General features: G+C 55.3%; 24 protein-coding genes and 2 riboswitches. Of the genes, 17 read left to right on the top strand and 7 right to left on the bottom strand.

Annotated features, from left to right (window positions below; genetic code table 11):
• Positions 1 to 49 precede the first annotated feature (49 nt).
• The 3 genes from ACKXF9_RS12035 to ACKXF9_RS12025 all read left to right on the top strand — a co-directional run bounded on the left by ACKXF9_RS12035 (position 50) and on the right by ACKXF9_RS12025 (position 1782).
• Positions 50 to 457 carry a helix-turn-helix domain-containing protein gene (locus tag ACKXF9_RS12035; protein WP_418266347.1) on the top strand — a complete coding sequence of 136 codons (408 nt, stop codon included), beginning with the start codon at positions 50 to 52 and terminating at the stop codon, positions 455 to 457.
• A 268-nt stretch (positions 458 to 725) separates the two neighbouring features.
• Positions 726 to 1415 (top strand): SHOCT domain-containing protein, encoded by a 690-nt coding sequence (locus ACKXF9_RS12030; protein WP_418266346.1) that lies wholly within the window; start codon positions 726 to 728, stop codon positions 1413 to 1415.
• Between the two features lie 70 nt (positions 1416 to 1485).
• A complete protein-coding gene (locus tag ACKXF9_RS12025) occupies positions 1486 to 1782 on the top strand; it encodes a hypothetical protein (protein ID WP_097775523.1) in 297 nt (98 codons plus the stop codon).
• On the opposite strand, the gene ACKXF9_RS12020 is transcribed toward ACKXF9_RS12025, so the two are convergent.
• Positions 1779 to 1952, bottom strand: a complete 174-nt coding sequence (locus ACKXF9_RS12020) for a hypothetical protein (protein ID WP_418266345.1) — start codon at positions 1950 to 1952, stop codon at positions 1779 to 1781. The two genes, ACKXF9_RS12025 and ACKXF9_RS12020, sit on opposite strands and share 4 nt — an antisense overlap.
• A gap of 266 nt (positions 1953 to 2218) precedes the next feature.
• On the opposite strand from ACKXF9_RS12020, the gene ACKXF9_RS12015 reads away from it, so the two are divergent.
• The 9 genes from ACKXF9_RS12015 (at position 2219) to trpA (ending at position 9552) form a co-directional block, all read left to right on the top strand.
• Entirely contained in the window at positions 2219 to 3235 is a 1017-nt protein-coding gene (locus tag ACKXF9_RS12015; RefSeq protein WP_418266344.1) for a tyrosine-type recombinase/integrase, read from the top strand.
• Positions 3236 to 3389: 154 nt separating this feature from the next.
• On the top strand, positions 3390 to 3878 hold the full coding sequence (locus tag ACKXF9_RS12010) for a CYTH domain-containing protein (RefSeq protein ID WP_348583661.1): 489 nt from the start codon (positions 3390 to 3392) through the stop codon (positions 3876 to 3878).
• Between the two features lie 77 nt (positions 3879 to 3955).
• Entirely contained in the window at positions 3956 to 4567 is a 612-nt protein-coding gene (locus ACKXF9_RS12005; protein WP_418266343.1) for a rhomboid family intramembrane serine protease, read from the top strand.
• Between the two features lie 509 nt (positions 4568 to 5076).
• Positions 5077 to 5157, top strand: coding sequence for a glutamine amidotransferase-related protein (locus ACKXF9_RS12000; protein ID WP_339394926.1), 81 nt, complete (start codon positions 5077 to 5079; stop codon positions 5155 to 5157).
• Positions 5158 to 5161: 4 nt separating this feature from the next.
• A complete protein-coding gene (trpD, locus tag ACKXF9_RS11995) occupies positions 5162 to 6193 on the top strand; it encodes an anthranilate phosphoribosyltransferase (protein WP_418266342.1) in 1032 nt (343 codons plus the stop codon).
• The gene (gene trpC, locus ACKXF9_RS11990; protein ID WP_418266341.1) at positions 6190 to 6972 is read left to right on the top strand and encodes an indole-3-glycerol phosphate synthase TrpC; all 783 of its coding nucleotides are present in this window, start codon (positions 6190 to 6192) and stop codon (positions 6970 to 6972) included. The genes trpD and trpC overlap by 4 nt, the downstream gene beginning before the upstream one ends.
• The gene (locus ACKXF9_RS11985; RefSeq protein WP_418266340.1) at positions 6969 to 7589 is read left to right on the top strand and encodes a phosphoribosylanthranilate isomerase; all 621 of its coding nucleotides are present in this window, start codon (positions 6969 to 6971) and stop codon (positions 7587 to 7589) included. Before trpC ends, ACKXF9_RS11985 begins: the two co-directional genes overlap by 4 nt.
• A 6-nt stretch (positions 7590 to 7595) precedes the next feature.
• Complete coding sequence (trpB, locus tag ACKXF9_RS11980) at positions 7596 to 8786, top strand: tryptophan synthase subunit beta (RefSeq protein WP_418266339.1); 1191 nt, start codon at positions 7596 to 7598, stop codon at positions 8784 to 8786.
• Positions 8779 to 9552 (top strand): tryptophan synthase subunit alpha, encoded by a 774-nt coding sequence (trpA, locus tag ACKXF9_RS11975; protein WP_418266338.1) that lies wholly within the window; start codon positions 8779 to 8781, stop codon positions 9550 to 9552. Before trpB ends, trpA begins: the two co-directional genes overlap by 8 nt.
• A gap of 417 nt (positions 9553 to 9969) precedes the next feature.
• Here trpA and ACKXF9_RS11970 read toward each other — a convergent pair whose 3' ends face one another.
• Both ACKXF9_RS11970 and thiD read right to left on the bottom strand, forming a co-directional pair.
• Complete coding sequence (locus ACKXF9_RS11970) at positions 9970 to 10647, bottom strand: TENA/THI-4 family protein (protein ID WP_418266337.1); 678 nt, start codon at positions 10645 to 10647, stop codon at positions 9970 to 9972.
• Positions 10640 to 11440, bottom strand: coding sequence for a bifunctional hydroxymethylpyrimidine kinase/phosphomethylpyrimidine kinase (thiD, locus tag ACKXF9_RS11965; RefSeq protein WP_418266336.1), 801 nt, complete (start codon positions 11438 to 11440; stop codon positions 10640 to 10642). Before thiD ends, ACKXF9_RS11970 begins: the two co-directional genes overlap by 8 nt.
• 62 nt (positions 11441 to 11502) lie before the next feature.
• Positions 11503 to 11605: riboswitch (TPP riboswitch) on the bottom strand.
• A gap of 97 nt (positions 11606 to 11702) precedes the next feature.
• On the opposite strand from thiD, the gene ACKXF9_RS11960 reads away from it, so the two are divergent.
• Positions 11703 to 12239, top strand: a complete 537-nt coding sequence (locus ACKXF9_RS11960) for a TIGR00730 family Rossman fold protein (protein WP_418266335.1) — start codon at positions 11703 to 11705, stop codon at positions 12237 to 12239.
• A gap of 42 nt (positions 12240 to 12281) precedes the next feature.
• Here ACKXF9_RS11960 and ACKXF9_RS11955 read toward each other — a convergent pair whose 3' ends face one another.
• Together ACKXF9_RS11955 and ACKXF9_RS11950 are read right to left on the bottom strand one after the other, a co-directional pair.
• Entirely contained in the window at positions 12282 to 13178 is an 897-nt protein-coding gene (locus tag ACKXF9_RS11955; protein ID WP_418266334.1) for an NAD(P)-dependent oxidoreductase, read from the bottom strand.
• Between the two features lie 15 nt (positions 13179 to 13193).
• Positions 13194 to 13994, bottom strand: coding sequence for an aspartate dehydrogenase domain-containing protein (locus ACKXF9_RS11950; protein ID WP_249238555.1), 801 nt, complete (start codon positions 13992 to 13994; stop codon positions 13194 to 13196).
• Between the two features lie 108 nt (positions 13995 to 14102).
• On the opposite strand from ACKXF9_RS11950, the gene ACKXF9_RS11945 reads away from it, so the two are divergent.
• On the top strand, positions 14103 to 14675 hold the full coding sequence (locus ACKXF9_RS11945) for a chromate transporter (RefSeq protein ID WP_249238556.1): 573 nt from the start codon (positions 14103 to 14105) through the stop codon (positions 14673 to 14675).
• Positions 14672 to 15244: a chromate transporter gene (locus ACKXF9_RS11940; RefSeq protein WP_418266333.1), complete on the top strand. Its 573-nt coding sequence runs from the start codon at positions 14672 to 14674 to the stop codon at positions 15242 to 15244. The genes ACKXF9_RS11945 and ACKXF9_RS11940 overlap by 4 nt, the downstream gene beginning before the upstream one ends.
• Before the next feature lie 127 nt (positions 15245 to 15371).
• Here the strand turns inward: ACKXF9_RS11940 and ACKXF9_RS11935 are convergent, their stop codons facing one another.
• Positions 15372 to 15647: a hypothetical protein gene (locus ACKXF9_RS11935; RefSeq protein ID WP_418266332.1), complete on the bottom strand. Its 276-nt coding sequence runs from the start codon at positions 15645 to 15647 to the stop codon at positions 15372 to 15374.
• A 447-nt stretch (positions 15648 to 16094) separates the two neighbouring features.
• Between ACKXF9_RS11935 and ACKXF9_RS11930 the strand changes: the two genes are divergently transcribed.
• Positions 16095 to 16838, top strand: coding sequence for a ZIP family metal transporter (locus ACKXF9_RS11930; RefSeq protein WP_249238703.1), 744 nt, complete (start codon positions 16095 to 16097; stop codon positions 16836 to 16838).
• Positions 16839 to 17161: 323 nt separating this feature from the next.
• Here ACKXF9_RS11930 and ACKXF9_RS11925 read toward each other — a convergent pair whose 3' ends face one another.
• Positions 17162 to 18247, bottom strand: coding sequence for a mechanosensitive ion channel family protein (locus ACKXF9_RS11925; protein WP_418266331.1), 1086 nt, complete (start codon positions 18245 to 18247; stop codon positions 17162 to 17164).
• A gap of 344 nt (positions 18248 to 18591) precedes the next feature.
• A riboswitch (FMN riboswitch) is annotated at positions 18592 to 18791 on the top strand.
• Positions 18792 to 19017: 226 nt separating this feature from the next.
• Between ACKXF9_RS11925 and ACKXF9_RS11920 the strand changes: the two genes are divergently transcribed.
• Positions 19018 to 19617: an ECF transporter S component gene (locus tag ACKXF9_RS11920; RefSeq protein WP_249238561.1), complete on the top strand. Its 600-nt coding sequence runs from the start codon at positions 19018 to 19020 to the stop codon at positions 19615 to 19617.
• Positions 19618 to 19691: the final 74 nt, after the last annotated feature.

Here is a 19691-nt window from a genome sequence, read left to right as displayed (position 1 = left end):
TTGATTTTTCCAACAAAATATCTTGACGAGCTGGTTTACACCTGCTATAATGATGGCAAAGGAGGTGAACAAAATGACGATAGGTGAACGAATTAAAGAAGTAAGAAAAAACGAAAAGCTGACGCAACAGGAGTTTGCTGATCGACTGAACCTTAAACGGAACACTGTTGGCAGTTATGAAGTGAATGTTGTTGAACCCAGTGACCGCACCATTAAAGATATCTGCGATAAGTTCGGCGTCCGGGAAGCGTGGCTGCGTACCGGCGAGGGTGAAATGTTTGTGCAGGACACCCAGTCGGAGCAGGTAGCTGCTTTTCTGGCCGACCTGACCAAGGATGACAGTGACACCTTTAAAAAGCGTTTTGTTGAAATGCTGGCAGGCCTGAGCCCGGCGGACTGGGAGCTGCTGGAACGTATGGCCGAAAAATTGACGCAAAAAAAAGAGGAAAGCCCGTAAAGGCTTCCCTCGCGTGGTGGCTGGTTGCTTATCCGATCAGGTGGCTTGCGTACACCCACACAAGCCGCAGCTGGCGGAAATCGGCTTTTTCCAGCAGTTTCAGAATGGCGTTGATGGTTTCTTGTCGTGTCATGATGCGGCCCTCCAACAGCGGTTGTTCTATTTGCTCATATTATACAACTGTTTGCTGTATCCTGCAAGCAATATTATCTGCGCAAAAATCGAATGAAAAATTGGATTTTTTCGAATGAAAAAGGAGGAATGTTCAATGGCAAATTGTTCTATCTGCGGCGAGAAGATGGGAATCTTTGACAGAGAGTCTTGCTCAGACGGTTTTGTCTGTAAAAGATGCCGGTCTTTGTTTTCCGATCTTGGAATGGATTACAAAACTGTCCCTGCTGATAAATTAAAAGAAGGATGGAAGTTCTTCAACGACCGGCGTGAGCGGGCGAAAGGCTTTGAAAATCTGCAGGAACCGGGAACAATGGTTGCTTATGTGAACAGAGCGCAGCGACTTATGACGGTCGCAGGAATTCCGGGGTGGTTTACGTTCGATGAGCTTGTAGACTATACCGTCAAAGTGGATACAAAGGTTGTCACCGAGACAAAAGGCAGCGTCACTCGATCAATCGCTGGAGGAATCGTTGCAGGTCCTGTTGGCGCAGTTGTCGGTGGTAACACGGCAAAGAAGGTTTCACATACAGAAGAATCGAATCCGAAAATGTCGTTTGTCGTGGAATATCCGTTTGGAAGATTTGAGTCTCCGGTTTTTACATATTCCCGCAAGGTTCTGAAACTTTGCGAAGAAATCTTTAGCGAAAGAACAACAATAAGGAAAGTTCCGAATGCTTCATCCAGCGTTGCGGATGAGCTTATGAAGTTTAAAAATCTTCTGGACATTGGAGCAATTACAGAAGACGAGTACAATGCAAAGAAAAAACAGTTATTGAATCTATAAAATAAAATCACTAAACAAAAAACGCCCCCGGTGCTGCGAACACCGAGGGCGCAGAAGGAGAAAATACGGGATGACAAAAGATACCGAAAAGGTCTTGCTGAAACTTTATCGTGCATACACGGAGCGCCGCAAAACCTTGCCGAAGTCTCAGGCAAAATACTTTGCATCAGAAGATGTGTCGGCTGCATTGCCGGGGATCCCGTGGGATGACGTGAGAGAGGCGCTTGCGGAACTGCGTGATGATGGCTATATCGACCTTTACATGATGGGTGCCTGCGATCTGTTTCCGAAGGCTATCGAGTACGGCGAAACGGCTGTCGAACGCGGCATTGACAAGGCGCTGGATGTGTGGAGTAAACTCCATTAACCGAGTTTCAGTTTGTCCACCGAAATGTTCAGCGTCATATCTGCGAGGGGATGGCCCGCATCGCACTGGATGGAGAAGCCATTGACGCGATGGACTTCAACACCGTTCAACTTCATTTTGAAGTCTTTTTCGTCAAGATAAAGTTCGACGGCATTCTGACGCTCTGACATGATAGCACCTTTCTTTCTGTGTATGAATGAAAAGATTCGTTCACGTTCATTATACATCAAAATTATGCTAAAGTATAGTATAATTTTGATTTGCACAAACAAATAAAAAAAAACTCCCCCGGTGTTACCAGCACCGAAGGAGGTTTCCGAACCGCTTGCCCGAAGGCGTCACGGCTCTGTACAGTAGATTTTGGCGAACCTCTGCACAGACTATGATACCACCTCCGGGCAGGCTTGTCAAAGTGTACCCTTTTGGAGGTGGAAACATGGGAAGAAGAAAGCCGAATCATTATGGCTGCGTAACCAAGCTGAAGGGAAACCGATCACGGCCGTGGGTGGTAAAAGTTACCGTGTACGATGCCGAAGGGCATGGGAAGCAGGTACCGATCGACTACGCAGAGACCGAGGAGCAGGCGAACATCATCCTTGCTCAGTACAACGACAACCCATGGAGCATCGACCGGAACAAGGTCACATTGGTGGACCTGTACCAGCGCTGGGCGAAGATCAAGCTGCCAAAGATGGGGCAGGCCAGTCAGGGCGCGATGAAGTCGGCCTTCAAGCACTGCCAGAAATACTACGGTATGAAATACCGCAGCATCCGGGCCTACCAGATGCGGGACTGCATTGACAACTGCGGAAGGGGATACAGCACACAGGCTCAGATCAAGGTTCTGTGGGGGCATCTGGATGAGTTTGCCTTTGAATGTGACATCATCAGTAAGATGTATTCTCAGCTGACCACAGCACCGCCCGTTCCAGAAACCAGCCGGATGCCCTTTACGCCGGAACAGATTGCTGCCCTGTGGGAAATACAGGATGAACCGTGGGTCGATACCGTGCTGGTGTTCCTTTACACAGGATTCCGCTTGATGGAACTGCTGAACATGCAGACGGAACAGGTTGACCTTCAGCAGAAGACGTTTCAGGGCGGCATCAAAACAGCGGCTGGCAAGGGTCGTATTGTGCCGATCCATCCGAAGATCCTGCCTTTTGTGCAGGCGTGGGCTCAACATGGCCATAAATACCTGATAACTGCAGATGGTAAGAAACTGAGTAAACAGAAGTATTATGAATGCTGGGCTGAGGTCATGGACAGAATCGGTGCAGACAAGACCCCGCACGAAGCGCGGCATACCTTTGAAACGTCACTGGACAACGCCAAGGCCAACCGTAAATGCATTGATCTTCTGATGGGGCACAAGTCGAAAGATGTAGGTAATCGTGTGTACAATCATAAAACATTGGAACAGCTGCGGGAGACGATTTTGCTGTTGAAATGATAAATTTTAGGATGAATCAGTAACAAATTAGAGACAAAACACAAGAAAACAATCGAAAAATCGAAAGTTTTCTTGTGGGTGATTTTGCAATAGCACAAAATCATGTTATTATAAATAAGAAATGCCAAAAAACCGCATGAAAGAGGGATGCATTATGGAAATCGAACGCAAATGGATGGTGAAGGGCTGGCCGGAGGGGCTGCCCCTCAGAGAGGAATTTGCCATGCGGCAGGGCTATATCAGCGTGCGGCCCACCGTGCGCATCCGGGAAGAAGCCCTCACCGGCGGCAGAACGGACTACATCCTCTGCTTCAAATCCGGGGGCGGCCTTGCCCGCGAGGAGATCGAGCGCAGCATCGACAAAGCGCTGTTTGAGGATCTGGAACACAAGATCATCGGCAAACCTCTCATCCCGAAGCTGCGCCGCAGCTACACCCTGCCGGACGGTTCTGTGCTGGAAGTGAACCATGTGGACGAAGGCCAGCCCACCGAGTTCTGGTATGCCGAGGTGGAGTACCCCACGGTGGAAGCGGCCCTTGCATGGCAGCCGGAAAGCTGTGGCCTTGGTGCATACCTCAGCGATGAGGTGACCGGTCAGCCCGGCCAGAGCATGGGTGAATATTGGGTGGAGACGAGGGGGTGAGGGCTGCCGACACACTGGCATGTCCTACAGATATACAAAGAAGGGAATGACAACTCACGAAAAAAGTCAAACTAAAATTGGAACTGCAATACAACTCCCCTGTGATCCTCACATTTTTCCTGCTGTCACTTCTGGTGCTGTTCCTCGACCAGTGGACGGACGGGTGGACAACCATGCACCTGTTCTGTGTCTACCGCTCCTCGCTGAAGGACCCGCTGTTCTACATCCGGCTGTTCGGCCATGTGCTGGGCCATGCCAGCTGGGACCACTTTCTGAACAACATGCTGCTGCTGCTCGTTGTTGGCCCGCCAATGGAAGAAAAGTACGGCAGCAAGCCGCTTTTGTGCGGCATGGTGTTCACCGCTCTGGTCACCGGTGTGCTGCAATGTGTGCTGTTCCCGCGTTCGGGGCTGCTGGGCGCGTCCGGCATCGTGTTCATGCTCATCATGCTCTCCTCGCTGGCGGGCTTTTCCGGAGGCATCCCGGTCACCATGCTGCTGGTAGCAGCGCTGTACTTCGGTCAGCAGGTGTACGATATCATTTTTGTGCATGATAATGTGGCAAACTTCATGCACATTGTGGGCGGCTTATGCGGCACTGCCTTTGGCTACTACAGTGCGTTGCACAGCCGCCGCAGACCGGCAAAAGCGGTGAAGTTTTCCAGCACGAACAGCCGCCGGAAGCGCTGAACCCACTGTGGACATAGGCTGATTTTGAAAAATTTGCAAACAGGTATTGACAAACGAAAAATCCGTGGTTTAATATAGCCAAATTCAATACACTAAACCGTTGAAGCGGAGATAACGGCGAACCACGCCTGTACAGAGAGCCTGCGCAGCTGAGAAGCAGACCGGAAACAGTTCGTCAAGGAAAGTGTGATTTTGCGTCGCTTTTCCTGAAATGGACCGCTGAGGGTGCAGGGAACTGCGGCGCTTTTGCCGCATAGTATTCTGCAACGTGAGGGCATACGTCAGTTGCCGGGGATGTGTTGGCATCCCGCCAAGTGCATGGGGTCATACCCATGAAATCAGGGTGGTACCGCGGATAAAAGGCCAGGCTTTATTCGTCCCTGACAGAAGAGAGTTCTTCTGTCGGGGGCGTTTTGTTTATACTCCTTCGGCAGAAGAGCCGGGGGAGTTTTTGTTTTTACAGAAAGGGGAAGCGGCCATGAAGATACAGCCCACGCTTTGTATACCCCATCTATGGGGTGCAGTTCCATCCGGAATCCATCCTGACCCCGCAGGGCCGGTCGATCTTGAAAAATTTTATGGAGGGCTAAGAAAATGATCAAGGAAGCAATCGTGAAGATCGTCAGCAAACAGGACCTGACCTATGACGAAGCCTACGCCGTGATGAACGAGATCATGAGCGGCGAGACCACGCCCACCCAGAACGCAGCCTTTCTGGCGGCACTCTCCACTAAGAGCGCTAAGGCGGAGACGACCGACGAGATCGCAGGCTGCGCTGCTGCCATGCGGGACCACGCCACCAAGGTGGATGCCGGCATGGAGCTTTTCGAGATCGTAGGCACCGGCGGCGACAACGCCCACAGCTTTAATATCTCCACCACCTCGGCGCTGGTGGCGGCGGCAGGCGGCATGAAGGTGGCCAAGCACGGCAACCGGGCCGCCTCCTCCCAGTGCGGCACCGCCGACTGTCTGGAAGCACTGGGCGTGAACATTCAGCAGAGCCCTGCCCGCTGCGTGGAACTGCTGAACGAGGTGGGTATCTGCTTCTTCTTTGCCCAGAAGTACCACGCCTCCATGAAGTACGTGGGCCCCATCCGCAGGGAACTGGGCTTCCGCACCGTGTTCAACATCCTTGGACCGCTCACCAATCCCGGTTCGCCTGCCATGCAGCTGCTGGGCGTCTACGATGAATACCTTGTGGAGCCGCTGGCACAGGTGCTCATCAGTCTGGGGGTCCGGCGCGGTATGGTGGTCTACGGCAAGGATAAGCTGGACGAGATCTCCCTCAGTGCTCCCACCAGAGTGTGTGAGATCAAGGATGGCTGGTACAAATGCTACACCATTACGCCGGAGCAGTTCGGCCTGACCCGCTGCGAAAAGGCCGACCTTGTGGGCGGTGCCCCGGCAGAAAATGCCGTCATCACCCGCGCCATTCTGGCAGGCGAGAAGGGCCCCAAGCGTGACGCCGTTCTGCTGAACGCGGGCGCATCCCTCTACATCGGCGGTAAGGCAGACACGATGGCGGAGGGCATCGCACTGGCTGCACAGCTGATCAACAGCGGCAAGGCAGCGGCTGTGCTGGAAAAGTTCATCGAAGTGAGCAATCGCCCGGAGGAAAATGCATGAACATCTTAGACCAGCTGGCCGAACACGCCCGGCAGCGGGTGGAAGCGGCAAAGCAGACCCTGCCGCTGGCCGAAATAAAGCGGCAGGCGCTGTCCCTGCCTAAAGGGGACTTCCGGTTTGAAAAAGCCCTTGCAAAGCCGGGGCTTGCCTTTATCTGTGAGTGTAAAAAAGCATCGCCTTCCAAGGGGCTCATCGCACCGGAGTTCCCGTATCTGCAGATCGCCAGAGAATACGAAGCCGCCGGGGCAGATGCCATCTCGGTGCTGACCGAGCCAAAGTGGTTTTTGGGCAGTGACACCTATCTGAAGGAGATCACTTCTGCTGTCTCCACACCCTGCCTGCGCAAGGATTTTACCGTGGATGCGTACATGATCTACGAAGCAAAGCTTCTGGGCGCTTCGGCGGTGCTGCTCATCTGCGCGATTCTGAACGATGCACAGCTCAAAGAGTACCTTGCCATCTGCGAGGACTTGGGACTCTCCGCTCTGATGGAAGCCCATGATGACGCCGAAGTGGACCGTGCGCTTGCCGCCGGGGCACGCATCCTCGGTGTGAACAACCGCAACCTGAAAACCTTCACGGTGGACACCGAAAACAGCCGCCGCCTGCGCTCCCGTATCCCGCAGGATGTGCTTTTTGTCTCGGAAAGCGGCGTAAAAACTGCCGAAGATGTTGCCGGGCTTGCAGCCATCGGGGCAGACGCAGTGCTCATTGGTGAAACGCTCATGCGTGCGCCGGATAAGACCGCAAAGATGCGGGAATTGAAAGGACTGCTATGACAAGGATCAAATTGTGCGGCCTGACCCGTCCGGAGGATATCGCAGCGGCAAATGCCCTGCAGCCGGAGTACATCGGCTTTGTGTTTGCCCCCAAAAGCAGACGGTATGTTTCCTGGGAATTGGCCGCAGAATTAAAAGCACAGCTTTTCTCCGGGATCCAGGCCGTGGGCGTGTTCGTGAACGAAGCACCGGAAGCGGTGGCTGATCTGCTGAATGCAGGCATCATTGAGATCGCCCAGCTCCACGGGCAGGAGGATGCCGCTTACATTGCCCGGCTGCGGGGGCTGACCGCAAGGCCGCTCTGGCAGGCCTTCCGCGTGACGGATGCCGAAAGCCTTGCAAAGGCGGAAAAAAGCCCGGCAGACCTTGTTCTGCTGGATTCCGGCACAGGCGGAACGGGCAGGGCCTTTGACTGGGCGCTGCTGGAAAATTTCAAGCGGGATTATCTTCTTGCCGGAGGGCTTGGCCCGGAGAATGCGGCCGATGCTGTGGAGCGTCTGCACCCCTATGGGGTGGATGTGAGCTCCGGCATTGAGACGGCAGGGAAGAAGGACCCCGAAAAGATGGCGGCATTCGTGGCCGCGGTACGCAAAAACGACCAATCAGGAAAGGAATGAACGACCATGACAAACCCCAACGGACGCTTTGGCATCCACGGCGGACAATATATCCCCGAAACGCTGATGAATGCCGTCATTGAACTGGAAGAGGCCTACAACCATTATAAAGATGACCCGGAGTTCAATCGGGAGCTCACCGAACTGCTCAACGAGTACGCAGGCCGCCCCAGCCGCCTGTACTATGCAAAAAAGATGACCGAGGACCTCGGCGGTGCAAAGATCTACCTCAAGCGTGAGGACCTGAATCACACCGGTGCGCACAAGATCAACAATGTTCTCGGGCAGGCGCTGCTGGCCAAAAAGATGGGCAAGACCCGCCTCATCGCCGAGACCGGTGCCGGTCAGCATGGCGTTGCCACCGCCACTGCCGCTGCCCTGATGGGTATGGAGTGTGTGGTGTTCATGGGCGAGGAGGACACCAAACGTCAGGCCCTGAACGTCTACCGGATGCGTCTTTTGGGCGCGGAGGTCATTCCCGTCACCAGCGGCACCGGCACGCTGAAGGATGCCGTGTCCGAAGCCATGCGCGAGTGGACCAGCCGCATCAGCGATACCCATTACTGCCTTGGCTCGGTGATGGGCCCGCATCCGTTCCCCACCATCGTGCGTGATTTTCAGGCGGTTATTTCCAAGGAGATCAAGGAACAGATACTGGAAAAGGAAGGCTGCCTGCCGGATGCCGTCATTGCCTGCGTGGGCGGCGGCTCCAACGCCATTGGCAGCTTCTATAATTTCATCAATGATAAAGATGTGCGCCTCATCGGCTGTGAGGCCGCAGGCCGCGGCATCGACACCTTCGAGACTGCCGCTACCATCAATACGGGCCGTCTGGGCATTTTCCACGGCATGAAGTCCTATTTCTGTCAGGATGAATACGGTCAGATCGCGCCGGTCTACTCCATTTCTGCCGGTCTGGATTATCCCGGCATCGGCCCGGAGCACGCATGGCTGCATGATATCGGCCGCGCCGAGTATGTGGCAATTACGGACGACGAAGCCGTGAACGCATTTGAGTATCTGGCACGCACCGAGGGCATCATCCCGGCTATTGAATCTGCCCACGCCGTGGCCCATGCCATCCGGCTGGCACCCACTATGGACAAGGAACAGATCATCGTCATCACCATTTCCGGCCGCGGCGATAAGGACTGCGCCGCCATTGCCCGCTACAGAGGGGAGGATCTTCATGAGTAACATTGCAAAGGCCTTTGCCAACGGCAAGGCGTTCATTCCGTTCATTACCTGCGGCGATCCGGATCTGGAAACCACCGCCGCAGCCGTCCGCGCCATGGCGGCAAACGGCGCCGACCTCATCGAGCTGGGCATCCCGTTCTCGGACCCCACCGCCGAGGGCCCGGTCATTCAGGGGGCCAACATCCGCGCCCTGAAAGCGGGGACCACCACGGATAAGATCTTTGACTTCGTCCGCGAGGTGCGGAAAGATGTTTCGATCCCCATGGTGTTCATGACCTATGCAAATGTCGTGTTCTCCTACGGCGCAGAGCGGTTCATCTCTACCTGCGCGGAGATCGGCATTGACGGGCTGATCCTGCCCGACCTGCCCTATGAGGAAAAAGAGGAGTTTGCGCCCACCTGCCATAAGTACGGTGTGGACCTGATCTCAATGATCGCCCCTACCTCTGAAAACCGCATTGCCATGATCGCCAAAGAAGCCGAGGGATTTTTGTATATCGTGTCCAGTCTGGGCGTCACCGGTACCCGCAGCGAGATCCGGACCGACCTTGCGTCCATCGTGAAGGTGGTGCGGGAAAACACCGCAGTGCCCTGTGCCATCGGTTTTGGCATCTCCACGCCGGAGCAGGCGGCAAAGATGGCGGGCATCGCCGATGGTGCGATCGTGGGTTCCGCCGTCATCAAGCTGCTGGAGCAGTACGGCAAGGATGCCCCGGAGCAGATCGGTGCCTATGTCAAGCGCATGAAGGATGCCGTAAGAGGGTAAGAATATTCTTAGAATATAACTTTACCGTTTGCGAAGAGGAAATGACTGAGGGTCGTTTCCTCTTCGCTTTTTGCTGTAAATTTTGGAGCTCAAAATGCATTGAACGGAACGGCCTTTCTCGTGAAAAAGTGGTCTGGAAACAACCGCGGTTGTTTCCAGACCACAAATAAAATTATAAATTCCTCTGCTTATGCTCAGAGCGAAGCGGAGAGCATGGTTTCATAAGAAATGCCTCCTCTAATTTCTTAACACTTTCCCAGAAAAACAAAAAGCCCGCAGTGGTTTGCACTACGGACGACTTTTGCGAAAAATCACGAGAAGTCGGACTTTTAATGTCTGCCTGACTGCGTAAAAGAAAATGCACCCGGCTGCTGTGGTCCTGCCCACACGCCGGGTGCATTTTTATGCTCAGAATCATTACAGGTCACTGCGGGGCAAAGCCGCCATGGCCCAGAAATCCAGCTCATACACAGAGCAGGCATGGAAGATCTCGCGGCAGCGGGCAAGGCGCTCCGGGCTCAGGCCCTCACAGGTCTTTTCTGCAAATGCAGCCCAGTCGCGGCAGGCTTCCTCGTAGTCCCTGCCTGCATAGTCTGCTACCAGCGCACCATAGGGGGCATCCTGCACAGCGGGATGCTCTTTCAGCAGCTTCTGAAAGATCCAGCTGTAGCTCAGCATGCAGGGCAGGCAGGCCATCATGCACTCGGCAGCGCCCTCGCTGTTTCTGGCGGTGTCGATCATGTAGTCCACATAGGCGCGGTTCTCCGGCCGCAGCGGCAGGCTCTGGATGCCCTCATCGGTCAGCCCGAACTGCCTCAGGCAGCGCAGGCGTTCGGCGTCCTCACTCTCGTTTACGAAGGACAGCAGGGAATAGTAGGTGCGGATGGTCTGCATATCTGCCGCCTTGGTCATGCCCCATGCGAACACCTTGGCATATTCCCGCAGGTAAAGGCTGTCCTCTACAATGTAGCCCTTAAAGCAGGCTTCGTCCAGCGTGCCGTCCGCAAGTCTTTCCAGAAATTCCGAATGCAGGCACTGCTCCCACACGGGCAGGCTTTCCTGTACCAGCTGCTGCACAAAAGACTGCTCACTCACCAACAAATTCTCCCTTCAGTGCAAACATGTGGTTCATGGGGCCGGAGCCATGGCCCAGATCCAGCATGGCAGAAAGACAGCCGGAAATATAGGCTTTTGCCCGCTCCACAGAAGCATCCAGATCATAGCCCTTTGCCAGATTGGATGCAATGGCGCTGGACAGGGTGCAGCCGGTGCCGTGCGTATTGGGGTTGTCAATGCGTCTGCCCCGGAACCACTTGCCGCAGCCGTTCCGCCACAGCAGGTCGTCGGCATCATTGATCTGGTGGCCGCCCTTGCACAGCACGGCGCAGTGATATTTTTCACTGATGCGCTGTGCGGCAACTTCCATGCCTGCCGCGTCGGTGATCTTCATGCCGGAGAGGATCTCGGCCTCCGGGATATTGGGGGTGACGACCTCTGCCATGGGCAGCAGCTTTTCGGTCAGTGCCTGCACGGCGTCATCCCGCAGCAGCTTGGAACCGGAAGTGGCTACCATCACGGGGTCCACCACGATATGCTTTGCGCCGTAGGTGTGCAGCTTTTCGGCAATTACCCCGATCAGCTCAGCCGAGGACACCATGCCAATTTTGACGGCGTCCGGGTAGATGTCGGTAAAAATGGCGTCGATCTCCTGCGCCAGAAATTCCGGGGTGGCTTCAAAAATGCCGGTAACACCGGTGGTATTCTGGGCGGTCAGGGCGGTGATGGCGCTCATGGCATACACGCCGTTGGCGGTCATGGTCTTGATATCGGCCTGAATACCGGCGCCGCCGCTGGAATCGCTGCCGGCAATGGTCAATGCGGTTTTCATAGCAATAACTTCCTTTGTATCAAAATGCGGAAATGCCCACAAGGAGACATTTCCGCATGCTGAAGCAGTGGTATCTCCCTACGTTGGCATTATCCAAATCAGGTCACAGGTCTGGGCAGACAGCCCACTCTCAGCCTGCTTTTGCAAGCTCCCTTTTCTGTGCACAAGCATACCACAGTGCAGCGTTATTTGCAAGTAGTGCCGGGCCTTGCAAAGCGTAGCGAACGTGGTAAAATGAGAAAAAACAAAAAGGGGAAACACCATGAACATTACAGTCTATCTTGGGGCAAATGAAGGCAGCGATCCGGCATTGGCAGCAGCTGTCCGGGAGCTGGGCAGCTGGATCGGCGCAAACGGGCATCACCTTGTATACGGCGGCTCCCGCAGCGGTCTGATGGGCCTGCTGGCGCAGAGCGCACTGGATGCGGGCGGCACCGTGACCGGTGTGGAGCCGCAGTTTTTTATTCAGCAGGAGCTGCAGCATGACGGCCTGACCGAATTGATCATTACCAGAGACATGGCTGAGCGCAAGACGAAGATGATCGAGCTGGGGGATGCCTTTATCGCATTCCCCGGCGGCACCGGCACGCTGGAAGAAATTGCAGAAGTGATGTCCCGGGTCTCGCTGGGTCAGCTGGATGCGCCCTGCATCCTTTATAATCTGAACGGCTACTACGACAGCCTGAAGGCACTGCTGGACAAAATGATCGAGAAGGGCCTTTCCACGCCGCAGCGCCAGCGGGGCATCCGATTTGCGGCGAATCTGGAAGAGATCACAACAATTTTGAATAAAGCCTAAAAGGGAACGCTTCTCACGGCCGGGAAGCGTTCCCTTTTTATATCATTCTCCCAGAGCAGTGCGGAGGTTTGCCAGCACCTTCTGGCTCAGCAGCACAAAGGCCTGCTTGGTGCGCCCGGCGGAAACATTGGCGCAGTGTACGTTCTCGCGTTCAAAAAAGCCCTCGCCCACCGAGCCTGCAGCGGCGCGGGTATCGCAGAAGAAATGGGTGCCCGGCAGAGTGAGCCAATCTTCCAGTGCGGCCGAGTCAAAGCCCGGGCCGATGGAGGTGTTGAACAGCACCTTTCCCTCGCCCAGCTGCGCAAATTCGTCCTTGCCCAGCAGCAGGACATTTTTGTTCAGGCAGGTGAACACCACCTCGCTCTCGGTCAGCAGCTGTGCCAGCGGCTTGTAGGCCATGCCGGAGGCTTCGGCATCGGGCTTGCGGGTGCGGCTGTAATAGGCAATGTCGGCACCCATGAACTGCAGCGCATCGGCAATCATTTTGCCGGACACACCCAGCCCGACGATGCCGACCTTCAGCCCGGTGATCTCCACCGGCTCGTCCCGCAGCATGGGCATCCCAAAACCGTGCAGGATGCCGGTGAGCTCGTGCAGGACGTACTCCACAACGCCGCGGTCGCCGTAGTCCCGGATGCCCAGCACTTTGATGCTGCAGGTGCGGGCATAGGCGATATCTACGTTGGCGCTCTCTTCCGAATACAGACTGCAGCACATGCCGATGTAACGGATATTCGGGCAGCGCTCGATCACGCTTTTGCCCATGCGGGAGGTATAGCTCAGAAGCACGGCATCGGCATCTCCGATACGCCGCACGATCTCATCATCGTCCGCCGGGATATCGCGGTACAGGGTCACCTCTTCTGCATACTGATGCAGTTCCTGCTCAGCGGAGGGGATCAGGCTGACCGGCTCAATAGCTACCAGTTTATGGAACATGTGCAGATCCTCCTTTTAATAGAAACACACAGGGGAAGCGAGATTGCGCAGCAGGGAAACCACACTCCAGCCAGCAATGGCGCTGGTGGAAGAGCAGATGTCCACCACAGCCTTCACACCCTCGATCTCGGCAGTGATGCGGTGATCGTCACCCACCCAGCCGGGGACCGAATGCATGGTCACGCCGGTGATCTCCGGGCCGGTGGTGGCCAGAGAGGTGGCCACGGCTACGTTGACCCGGCGCGGGAAGGTGGCAATGGCCTGCTTGGCATTGCCTGTGAACACAGTGGTCTTTTCCGTATCGGTGAGCAGGTGCTCCTCCCATACGGGCGTGTTGCGGAAGCCCCTTGCGCCGGTGTGGGTCTCGATGCCTGCGGTCTCGGCCAGCTGCTGGGCCTGAGCCATCAGGGTGACGGTCTGCAGTACATCAAAGCCGCCGATGGCACCGCTTGCCAGATGCACCTTGGCATCACCCTCTGCGGCAGCGGCCTTGACCTGCTCATAAAAGGCAAGGTCCGCGAACGCGCCAATGGAAATGATGACCAGATTCACGCCTTTTTTCAGAACAGGCACAGCCATGGCGCGCACAGCCTCCACCGAAGCGGTCTCCACGATGTACTCCGGCTCCAGCGCCAGCAGGGCATCCACATCGTCACACACGGCACAGCCCACTGTTTCGGCAGTCTTTTCTGCCGAAGCACGGGTGCGGCTGGTCACGCCCACCAGCTCGTAGTCTGGCAGCAGACCGTTCTTCCATGCATCGGCCACAATGTTGCCCAGAAATCCGCAGCCTACGATACCAAATTTTGTTTTCATATCCTAAACTCCTTTTTCTGCTTTTTCCAAAGAAAGCAGCATATTCCATTAAAGTATATCATATGAAAACAAAAAATGATATAATAAGGCGCAAGAAAGGAGAAAGCTATGTCGAAAACAAAGGAGCTTTTCTGGACGTTTTTCAAAATTGGAGCGTTCACGTTTGGCGGCGGCTATGCCATGGTGGCTTTGCTGCAGAATGAATTTGTGGAAGAGAAAAAGTGGTTGACAAAAGAAGAATTTCTGGACATGGTGGCCATTGCGGAGTCTACGCCCGGCCCGGTGGCGGTGAACAGTGCCACCTATATCGGTTACAAGATCGAGGGTGCGGCAGGCGCGGCGGCGTCCACGGTGGCGGTGTGTCTCCCGTCCTTCGCGGTCATTTATCTGATCTCGCTGTTCTTTGACCAGTTCCTCCGCCTTTCGGTGGTGGCAAGTGCGTTCCACGGCATTCAGGTGTGTGTGATCTATCTGATCCTTTCCGCCGGACTGAAGATGCTGAAGGAGCTGGAACACAGCGTCTTCAATATTGTCATCCTGACCACGGTTGCGGCAGCGATGGTGGGCTGTTCCATTGCAGCAGTGTCCTTCTCTTCCATTTTTTACATCCTGTTCAGCGGTGCGGCCGGGCTGCTGGTGTATGCAGTACAGCAGCTGCGGAAGGGGGAGAAGAAGCCGTGATCTATGTAGAACTTTTCTGGAATTTCCTCATGATCGGCGCACTGTCCTTCGGCGGCGGCTACGGGATGATCTCGCTGGTGCGGGAAACGGTCTTAGGACACGGCTGGCTGACGGAAGGCGAATTCCTCAGCTTCATTGCCGTGTCGGAATCCACACCCGGCCCGCTGGCCATCAATATGGCCACCTTCATCGGTGCTTCGCAGGGCGGCTTCTGGGGCGCGCTGTGTGCGACATTGGGTGTGGTGCTGCCGTCCTTTGTCATTATCCTGCTCGTTGCATCGGTGCTGCAGAACCTGATGAAGTATGCGGGAGTCAACGCAGTTCTTGGCGGCGTTCGTCCCTGTGTGGTGGCGATGATCCTGGCAACTGCTGTCAACATGGCGCTTTCTACGCTGGCCGGGTTTGCAGCGGACAAGGCAGACATTGCACCGGATCTCCGTTCCATTGTGGTGTTCCTGCTGCTGTGGGGGCTGCATGCCCTTTGCCGCCGGAAAAAGGGCAAAGCACCATCGCCCATTGGGATGATCCTGCTCTCCGCAGCGCTGGGCATCCTGTTCTGGGGAGCATAAAAAATAACGCGCCGGGTGGTTCTCGTTGAACGATCCGGTGCGTTTTGTTGTAAAAAGCCGGGCACAGGAAAACTCATGGCTCCCTGTGCCCGGCTTCAGCTTTTATTGGAATTTAGGCGCTGTGCGATCAAGCTGCAACAGAAGAAGCAGCTTCGCTGGAAGCAGCCTCAGAAGAAGCGGCCTCAGAAGAAGCAGCCTCGCTGGATGCAGCCTCAGAAGAAGAACCGTTCTCCTCTGCAACAGCAGAAGAAGCGTCCTCATCGGCCTCAGCAGCAACAGAAGTGCTGGTAGAAGCAGCCTCGGAAGAGGATGCAGCAGTGGAGGAAGCAGAACCGCCGCAGGCAGTCATGCCAACAGCCAGAGCCAGAGCGACAACAGCAACACAAACATTCTTGAGTTTCATATCTAAAATCTCCTTGCTTTATGCAAAAGTATTCTTGCAGCTGCCCCACAGGAGGAGCCTTGCTGCAAGAAGATATTCTAGTCTTTTTATTTGAAAAATCAAGGGCTTTTTGGACAAAGAAGTGATATCTTCAAGAAAATCTACGCTTTTGTTATAATTTGTTGACAAAAGCCAAAGGCTTTTTGGCAAAATTGAACCGGGAGGCAAAGAAACGGCAGATGAGCTGGAACAACTTTTTATGAGGGCGGAAGGGTCGTATAATTTGTTTGGATAAAACCTGCGGAATAAGGCTTTGCTCCGGACAGAAATAAAGCTGAGAGGATCTCGGGTGCGGATGCGGCCGGCGCATCGCATGGGAAAGCTTTTTCAGGGCGTTCCGGACAGCTCTGCACCTTTTTACCTTTGCGCACATACAACGGGCAAAGGGGGAATGCTGTTTTGAACCGGATGATCTTGACTGCATGGGTGCTGCTGTTTCCGGCGGCGTGCACTACATTGGGCGCGGCGGGTGTGTTTTTGCTGCGGCGGCAGGCCCGGCCCTGCACACAGCGCATTTTGTGCGGCATGGCGGCAGGCATTATGCTGGCGGCCAGCGTGTGGAGCCTTTTGCTGCCCGCCATTGAGCGGGGACGTGGTCTGGCATTGCCTGCGTGGATCCCGTCGGCGATAGGGCTCGTACTGGGCGCAGTGGGCCTTTTGCAGGTGGAGCAGTTTGCCGGGCAGCTGCTGGCAGGCGGGGCAGGACACAGCGGCCGCATGATCCTGGCTGTGACCTTACACAATCTGCCCGAGGGCATGGTGGCGGGGCTTGCCGCTGCCATGGCGTCGACCGGGGAGCCGGATGCCATCAGCGGGGCACTGGCACTGAGCCTTGGCATCGGCCTGCAGAATATCCCGGAAGGTGCGGCGGTCAGTCTGCCGCTGGCCCATGGCTCCTGTACACGGCTTCGGGCGTTTCTGGCGGGCGCTGCGTCCGGGCTGGTGGAGCCGCTGGGCGCATTGCTGGCCTTCGCCCTTGCGGAGCAGGTCGGTGCTGCGCTGCCGTGGCTGCTCAGTGCGGCGGCAGGCTGCATGGTGTGCGTGACCGCGCAGGAGATGATCCCGCAGGCGGTGGAAGAAGATGAGCCTGCCGGTGTGGTGAGCATCGTGCTGGGGTTTGCGCTGATGATGGCGCTTGATGTGGCATTATAACCGATGAAAAGTCATACGATAACAAAATTCAGCATAGACAAGGTCAAACTGAAAATTCCTGTATTTTTTCGGAAAATCTTGCGTATATGGAGTGGTCTGGGGGCCAAGAAGGGCTGCAGGACGCTGGGCCGGGTGCTGGCGGTCCTGTATTGAGCGCCGACTCTGCGGCAGGAACATTGCCCCCATGTGGTCGGCATTTGAAATCTATCAGAAGGAAGAAGAGGCGCAAGAAGCTGTCGAGGTGCAGCTGGATAAGGCTGCAAACGAATAAACAAAAGAAAAATGCCGCTCCGGTTTGGCTGGAACGGCATTTTTTTCTGGTGTCAGGAATTTTTTTCGATGTACACGCTGGTGGAGGGAAAGGCAAAATCCACACCGTCAGCCTGCATGATATCCATGATATTCAGGTTCAGGTCGTTCTGCATCTGCAGGAACTCGGCGTAGACATTGGTCACCAGATAGGCGGAGACCAGAATGTTGATGCTGGAATCCCCAAAGTTTGCCAGCTGCACGATGTTGGTGCCCTTGTTGGTATACGGGCTGGCATCCAGCATGGCCTGCAGGTCTTTCATCAGCTTTTCCAGCTTGGGACGGGTAGTGTTGTAGGTGACGCCAAGGTTGAACTTATAGGGACGCATGGTGCGCAGGGCCGCGTTCTTTACCGTGGAGGCACAGATCTGGCTGTTGGTGACGACATTGATGGTCTTATCCAGAGAGCGGATGCGGGTGGAGCGGAAATTGATGTCGATCACTTCGCCCTCCACACTGCCCACGGTGATCCAGTCACCCACCGAGAAGGGCTTATCCAGCAGGATGACGATGCCGGAAAACAGGTTGCTGGCGCTTTCCTGTGCAGCCAGCGAAATGGTCAGGCCGACAAGTCCGGCACCGGCCACGATGCTGCCGATGGGAAAGCCCACCTCCTGCGCCAGCGCAGCCACGCACAGCACGATGACCAGCACCTTGTAGGTGGTATCCAGCAGAGAGCGCAGCGTTTTGTTGGAGCGGATCTCCGGGCTGCAGGAAGTCAGCAGCAGGTCGGCCAGACTGGATGCGGCATACAGCCCTTCGCAGACCAGAAGGGTCATGGCGAGACGGAAACAGAGCAGCAGCAGCTTTGGAATGCCGGAAATGGCCCATGGCAGGGAAGCGGCGGCCAGATACACACCAATGACGCTGCACATGCGCAGGATGGGGGTGGAAAAACTGCGCAGCAGGATGGGCGTGCCGGTAAAATACCAGCTGCGGGCAAGCAGTGCCGGAATGCCCTTTTTGTTCAGCCAGCGGCGCACGAGCCATGCGGCCAGCAGGATGAGCAGGGCGCACACCGCACGCGCGGCCAGCGCCAGCCAGCCTTCCAGAAGCAGCGAGCCAAGCTCAAACGAGAGATCACGGATCGAGAAAATCATTTTAACCTCCTGAATTTTTACAGCGCATCCATGATATCATATCACACCCGCCGGAGCAAGGCCGAGAAGAAAACAAACACAAAATCAACTTTCCGAATAAAGGCTTCCCCCAGTCGGGGGAAGCTGTCACCGAAGGTGACTGATGAGGGTGCAGGACAGCAGCATTTTGCCCTAAATACCCCTCATCCGGCGCTACGCGCCACCTTCCCCCCAAGGGGTGAAGGCTTTAGCTCTGGGTCAAGTTGCAAAAGTTGATTTCCATGGAAAACTTTGATAAAAAATATACAAATCAAAAAGTTTCCTCTTGACAAGCCGGGGCCGGCACGCTATACTCTGTGCCAGAAAGTTCGTTTCAGGGCGGGGTGTGATTCCCCACTGGCGGTAAAGAAGTTGTTTTCGTTGCCGGAGCGTGCCGAAGGAACAAAAAAGTTCAAACGGCGTGCAAGGGCAATGAGAGATCTCCAAGTCCGCGACCACCTTTTGTGGGTGCTGACCCGGTGCGATTCCGGGACCAACGGTATAGTCCGGATGTAAGAAACGGCAGGCAAATTGTTGTCTACGCGCCCTGTTGCAGTGTTTTTTGTTGCAGCAGAGCGCTTTTCTGTTTGTCCTTCCCGTTCCAAAATAAGAAACTGCTTTCATGAGCAGGGCGTACCGAATGACAAAGACGCTCCGGCGGTGTGCAATGCTTATGGGAACAGCTTCTGCGATACGAAAAGAGCTTTCGGAACATTTTTACAGGGCCTTTTGCCCGGGAAGGAATCATAACCATGAAAAAGAACACGACCCACAATCTTACCGTTGCCGCCATGCTCAGCGCGGTGGCCTTTATCCTGATGTTCATTGAGTTCCCCATCCCGATGCTCATCCCGTCCTTCGTCAAGATGGACTTCTCCGACCTGCCCGCTCTGCTGGGCGCATTCGCACTTGGCCCGGTGTACGGCGTGGTCATCAGCTTTATGAAGAACCTGCTGCACATCGTCATCAAGGGCACCTCCACCGCGTGTGTGGGTGAGCTGTGCAACTTTATGCTGGGTGCGGTTTTCTCCGCTGTGGCAGGCGTTGTCTATAAGCACCACAAGAGCCGCAAGACCGCCATCATTGGTGCTATTGCAGGCGCTGCAGCCATGGCTGTGTTCAGCGTGCCGTCCAACTACTTTATTACCTATCCGGCCTATGTCACCTTCTACCATATGCCGCTGGAGGCGATCCTTGGCATGTATCAGGCGATCCTGCCCTCCGCAGACAGCCTCATCAAGTGCCTGGTCATCTTTAATATGCCCTTTACGCTGGTCAAGGGCCTGCTGGACGCAGCACTGTGCCTGCTGATCTACAAGCCGCTGTCTCCCATCCTGCACGGCAGAAAGTAACTTGTTCTCCACTTTTTTTTCTCAAATCATATAACCACAGCAAAACTCCCCGGTCAGGTCCCGCAGTGCGGTTC

This window comes from Faecalibacterium sp. 9 (assembly GCF_048320955.1).
Taxonomy (GTDB): Bacteria; Bacillota; Clostridia; order Oscillospirales; family Ruminococcaceae; genus Faecalibacterium; species Faecalibacterium wellingii.
Note: the sequence above shows the minus strand (reverse complement) of the source record. Positions and strands in the feature narration are given on the sequence as shown.

Coding starts and splice junctions, on each gene's coding strand:
- ACKXF9_RS12035 (WP_418266347.1), top strand. CDS start 50: ATGATGGCAAAGGAGGTGAACAAAATGACGATAGGTGAACGAATTAAA.
- ACKXF9_RS12030 (WP_418266346.1), top strand. CDS start 726: ATGGCAAATTGTTCTATCTGCGGCGAGAAGATGGGAATCTTTGACAGA.
- ACKXF9_RS12025 (WP_097775523.1), top strand. CDS start 1,486: ATGACAAAAGATACCGAAAAGGTCTTGCTGAAACTTTATCGTGCATAC.
- ACKXF9_RS12020 (WP_418266345.1), bottom strand. CDS start 1,952: ATGTCAGAGCGTCAGAATGCCGTCGAACTTTATCTTGACGAAAAAGAC.
- ACKXF9_RS12015 (WP_418266344.1), top strand. CDS start 2,219: ATGGGAAGAAGAAAGCCGAATCATTATGGCTGCGTAACCAAGCTGAAG.
- ACKXF9_RS12010 (WP_348583661.1), top strand. CDS start 3,390: ATGGAAATCGAACGCAAATGGATGGTGAAGGGCTGGCCGGAGGGGCTG.
- trpD (WP_418266342.1), top strand. CDS start 5,162: ATGATCAAGGAAGCAATCGTGAAGATCGTCAGCAAACAGGACCTGACC.
- trpC (WP_418266341.1), top strand. CDS start 6,190: ATGAACATCTTAGACCAGCTGGCCGAACACGCCCGGCAGCGGGTGGAA.
- ACKXF9_RS11985 (WP_418266340.1), top strand. CDS start 6,969: ATGACAAGGATCAAATTGTGCGGCCTGACCCGTCCGGAGGATATCGCA.
- trpB (WP_418266339.1), top strand. CDS start 7,596: ATGACAAACCCCAACGGACGCTTTGGCATCCACGGCGGACAATATATC.
- trpA (WP_418266338.1), top strand. CDS start 8,779: ATGAGTAACATTGCAAAGGCCTTTGCCAACGGCAAGGCGTTCATTCCG.
- thiD (WP_418266336.1), bottom strand. CDS start 11,440: ATGAAAACCGCATTGACCATTGCCGGCAGCGATTCCAGCGGCGGCGCC.
- ACKXF9_RS11960 (WP_418266335.1), top strand. CDS start 11,703: ATGAACATTACAGTCTATCTTGGGGCAAATGAAGGCAGCGATCCGGCA.
- ACKXF9_RS11955 (WP_418266334.1), bottom strand. CDS start 13,178: ATGTTCCATAAACTGGTAGCTATTGAGCCGGTCAGCCTGATCCCCTCC.
- ACKXF9_RS11950 (WP_249238555.1), bottom strand. CDS start 13,994: ATGAAAACAAAATTTGGTATCGTAGGCTGCGGATTTCTGGGCAACATT.
- ACKXF9_RS11945 (WP_249238556.1), top strand. CDS start 14,103: ATGTCGAAAACAAAGGAGCTTTTCTGGACGTTTTTCAAAATTGGAGCG.
- ACKXF9_RS11935 (WP_418266332.1), bottom strand. CDS start 15,647: ATGAAACTCAAGAATGTTTGTGTTGCTGTTGTCGCTCTGGCTCTGGCT.
- ACKXF9_RS11930 (WP_249238703.1), top strand. CDS start 16,095: ATGATCTTGACTGCATGGGTGCTGCTGTTTCCGGCGGCGTGCACTACA.
- ACKXF9_RS11925 (WP_418266331.1), bottom strand. CDS start 18,247: ATGATTTTCTCGATCCGTGATCTCTCGTTTGAGCTTGGCTCGCTGCTT.
- ACKXF9_RS11920 (WP_249238561.1), top strand. CDS start 19,018: ATGAAAAAGAACACGACCCACAATCTTACCGTTGCCGCCATGCTCAGC.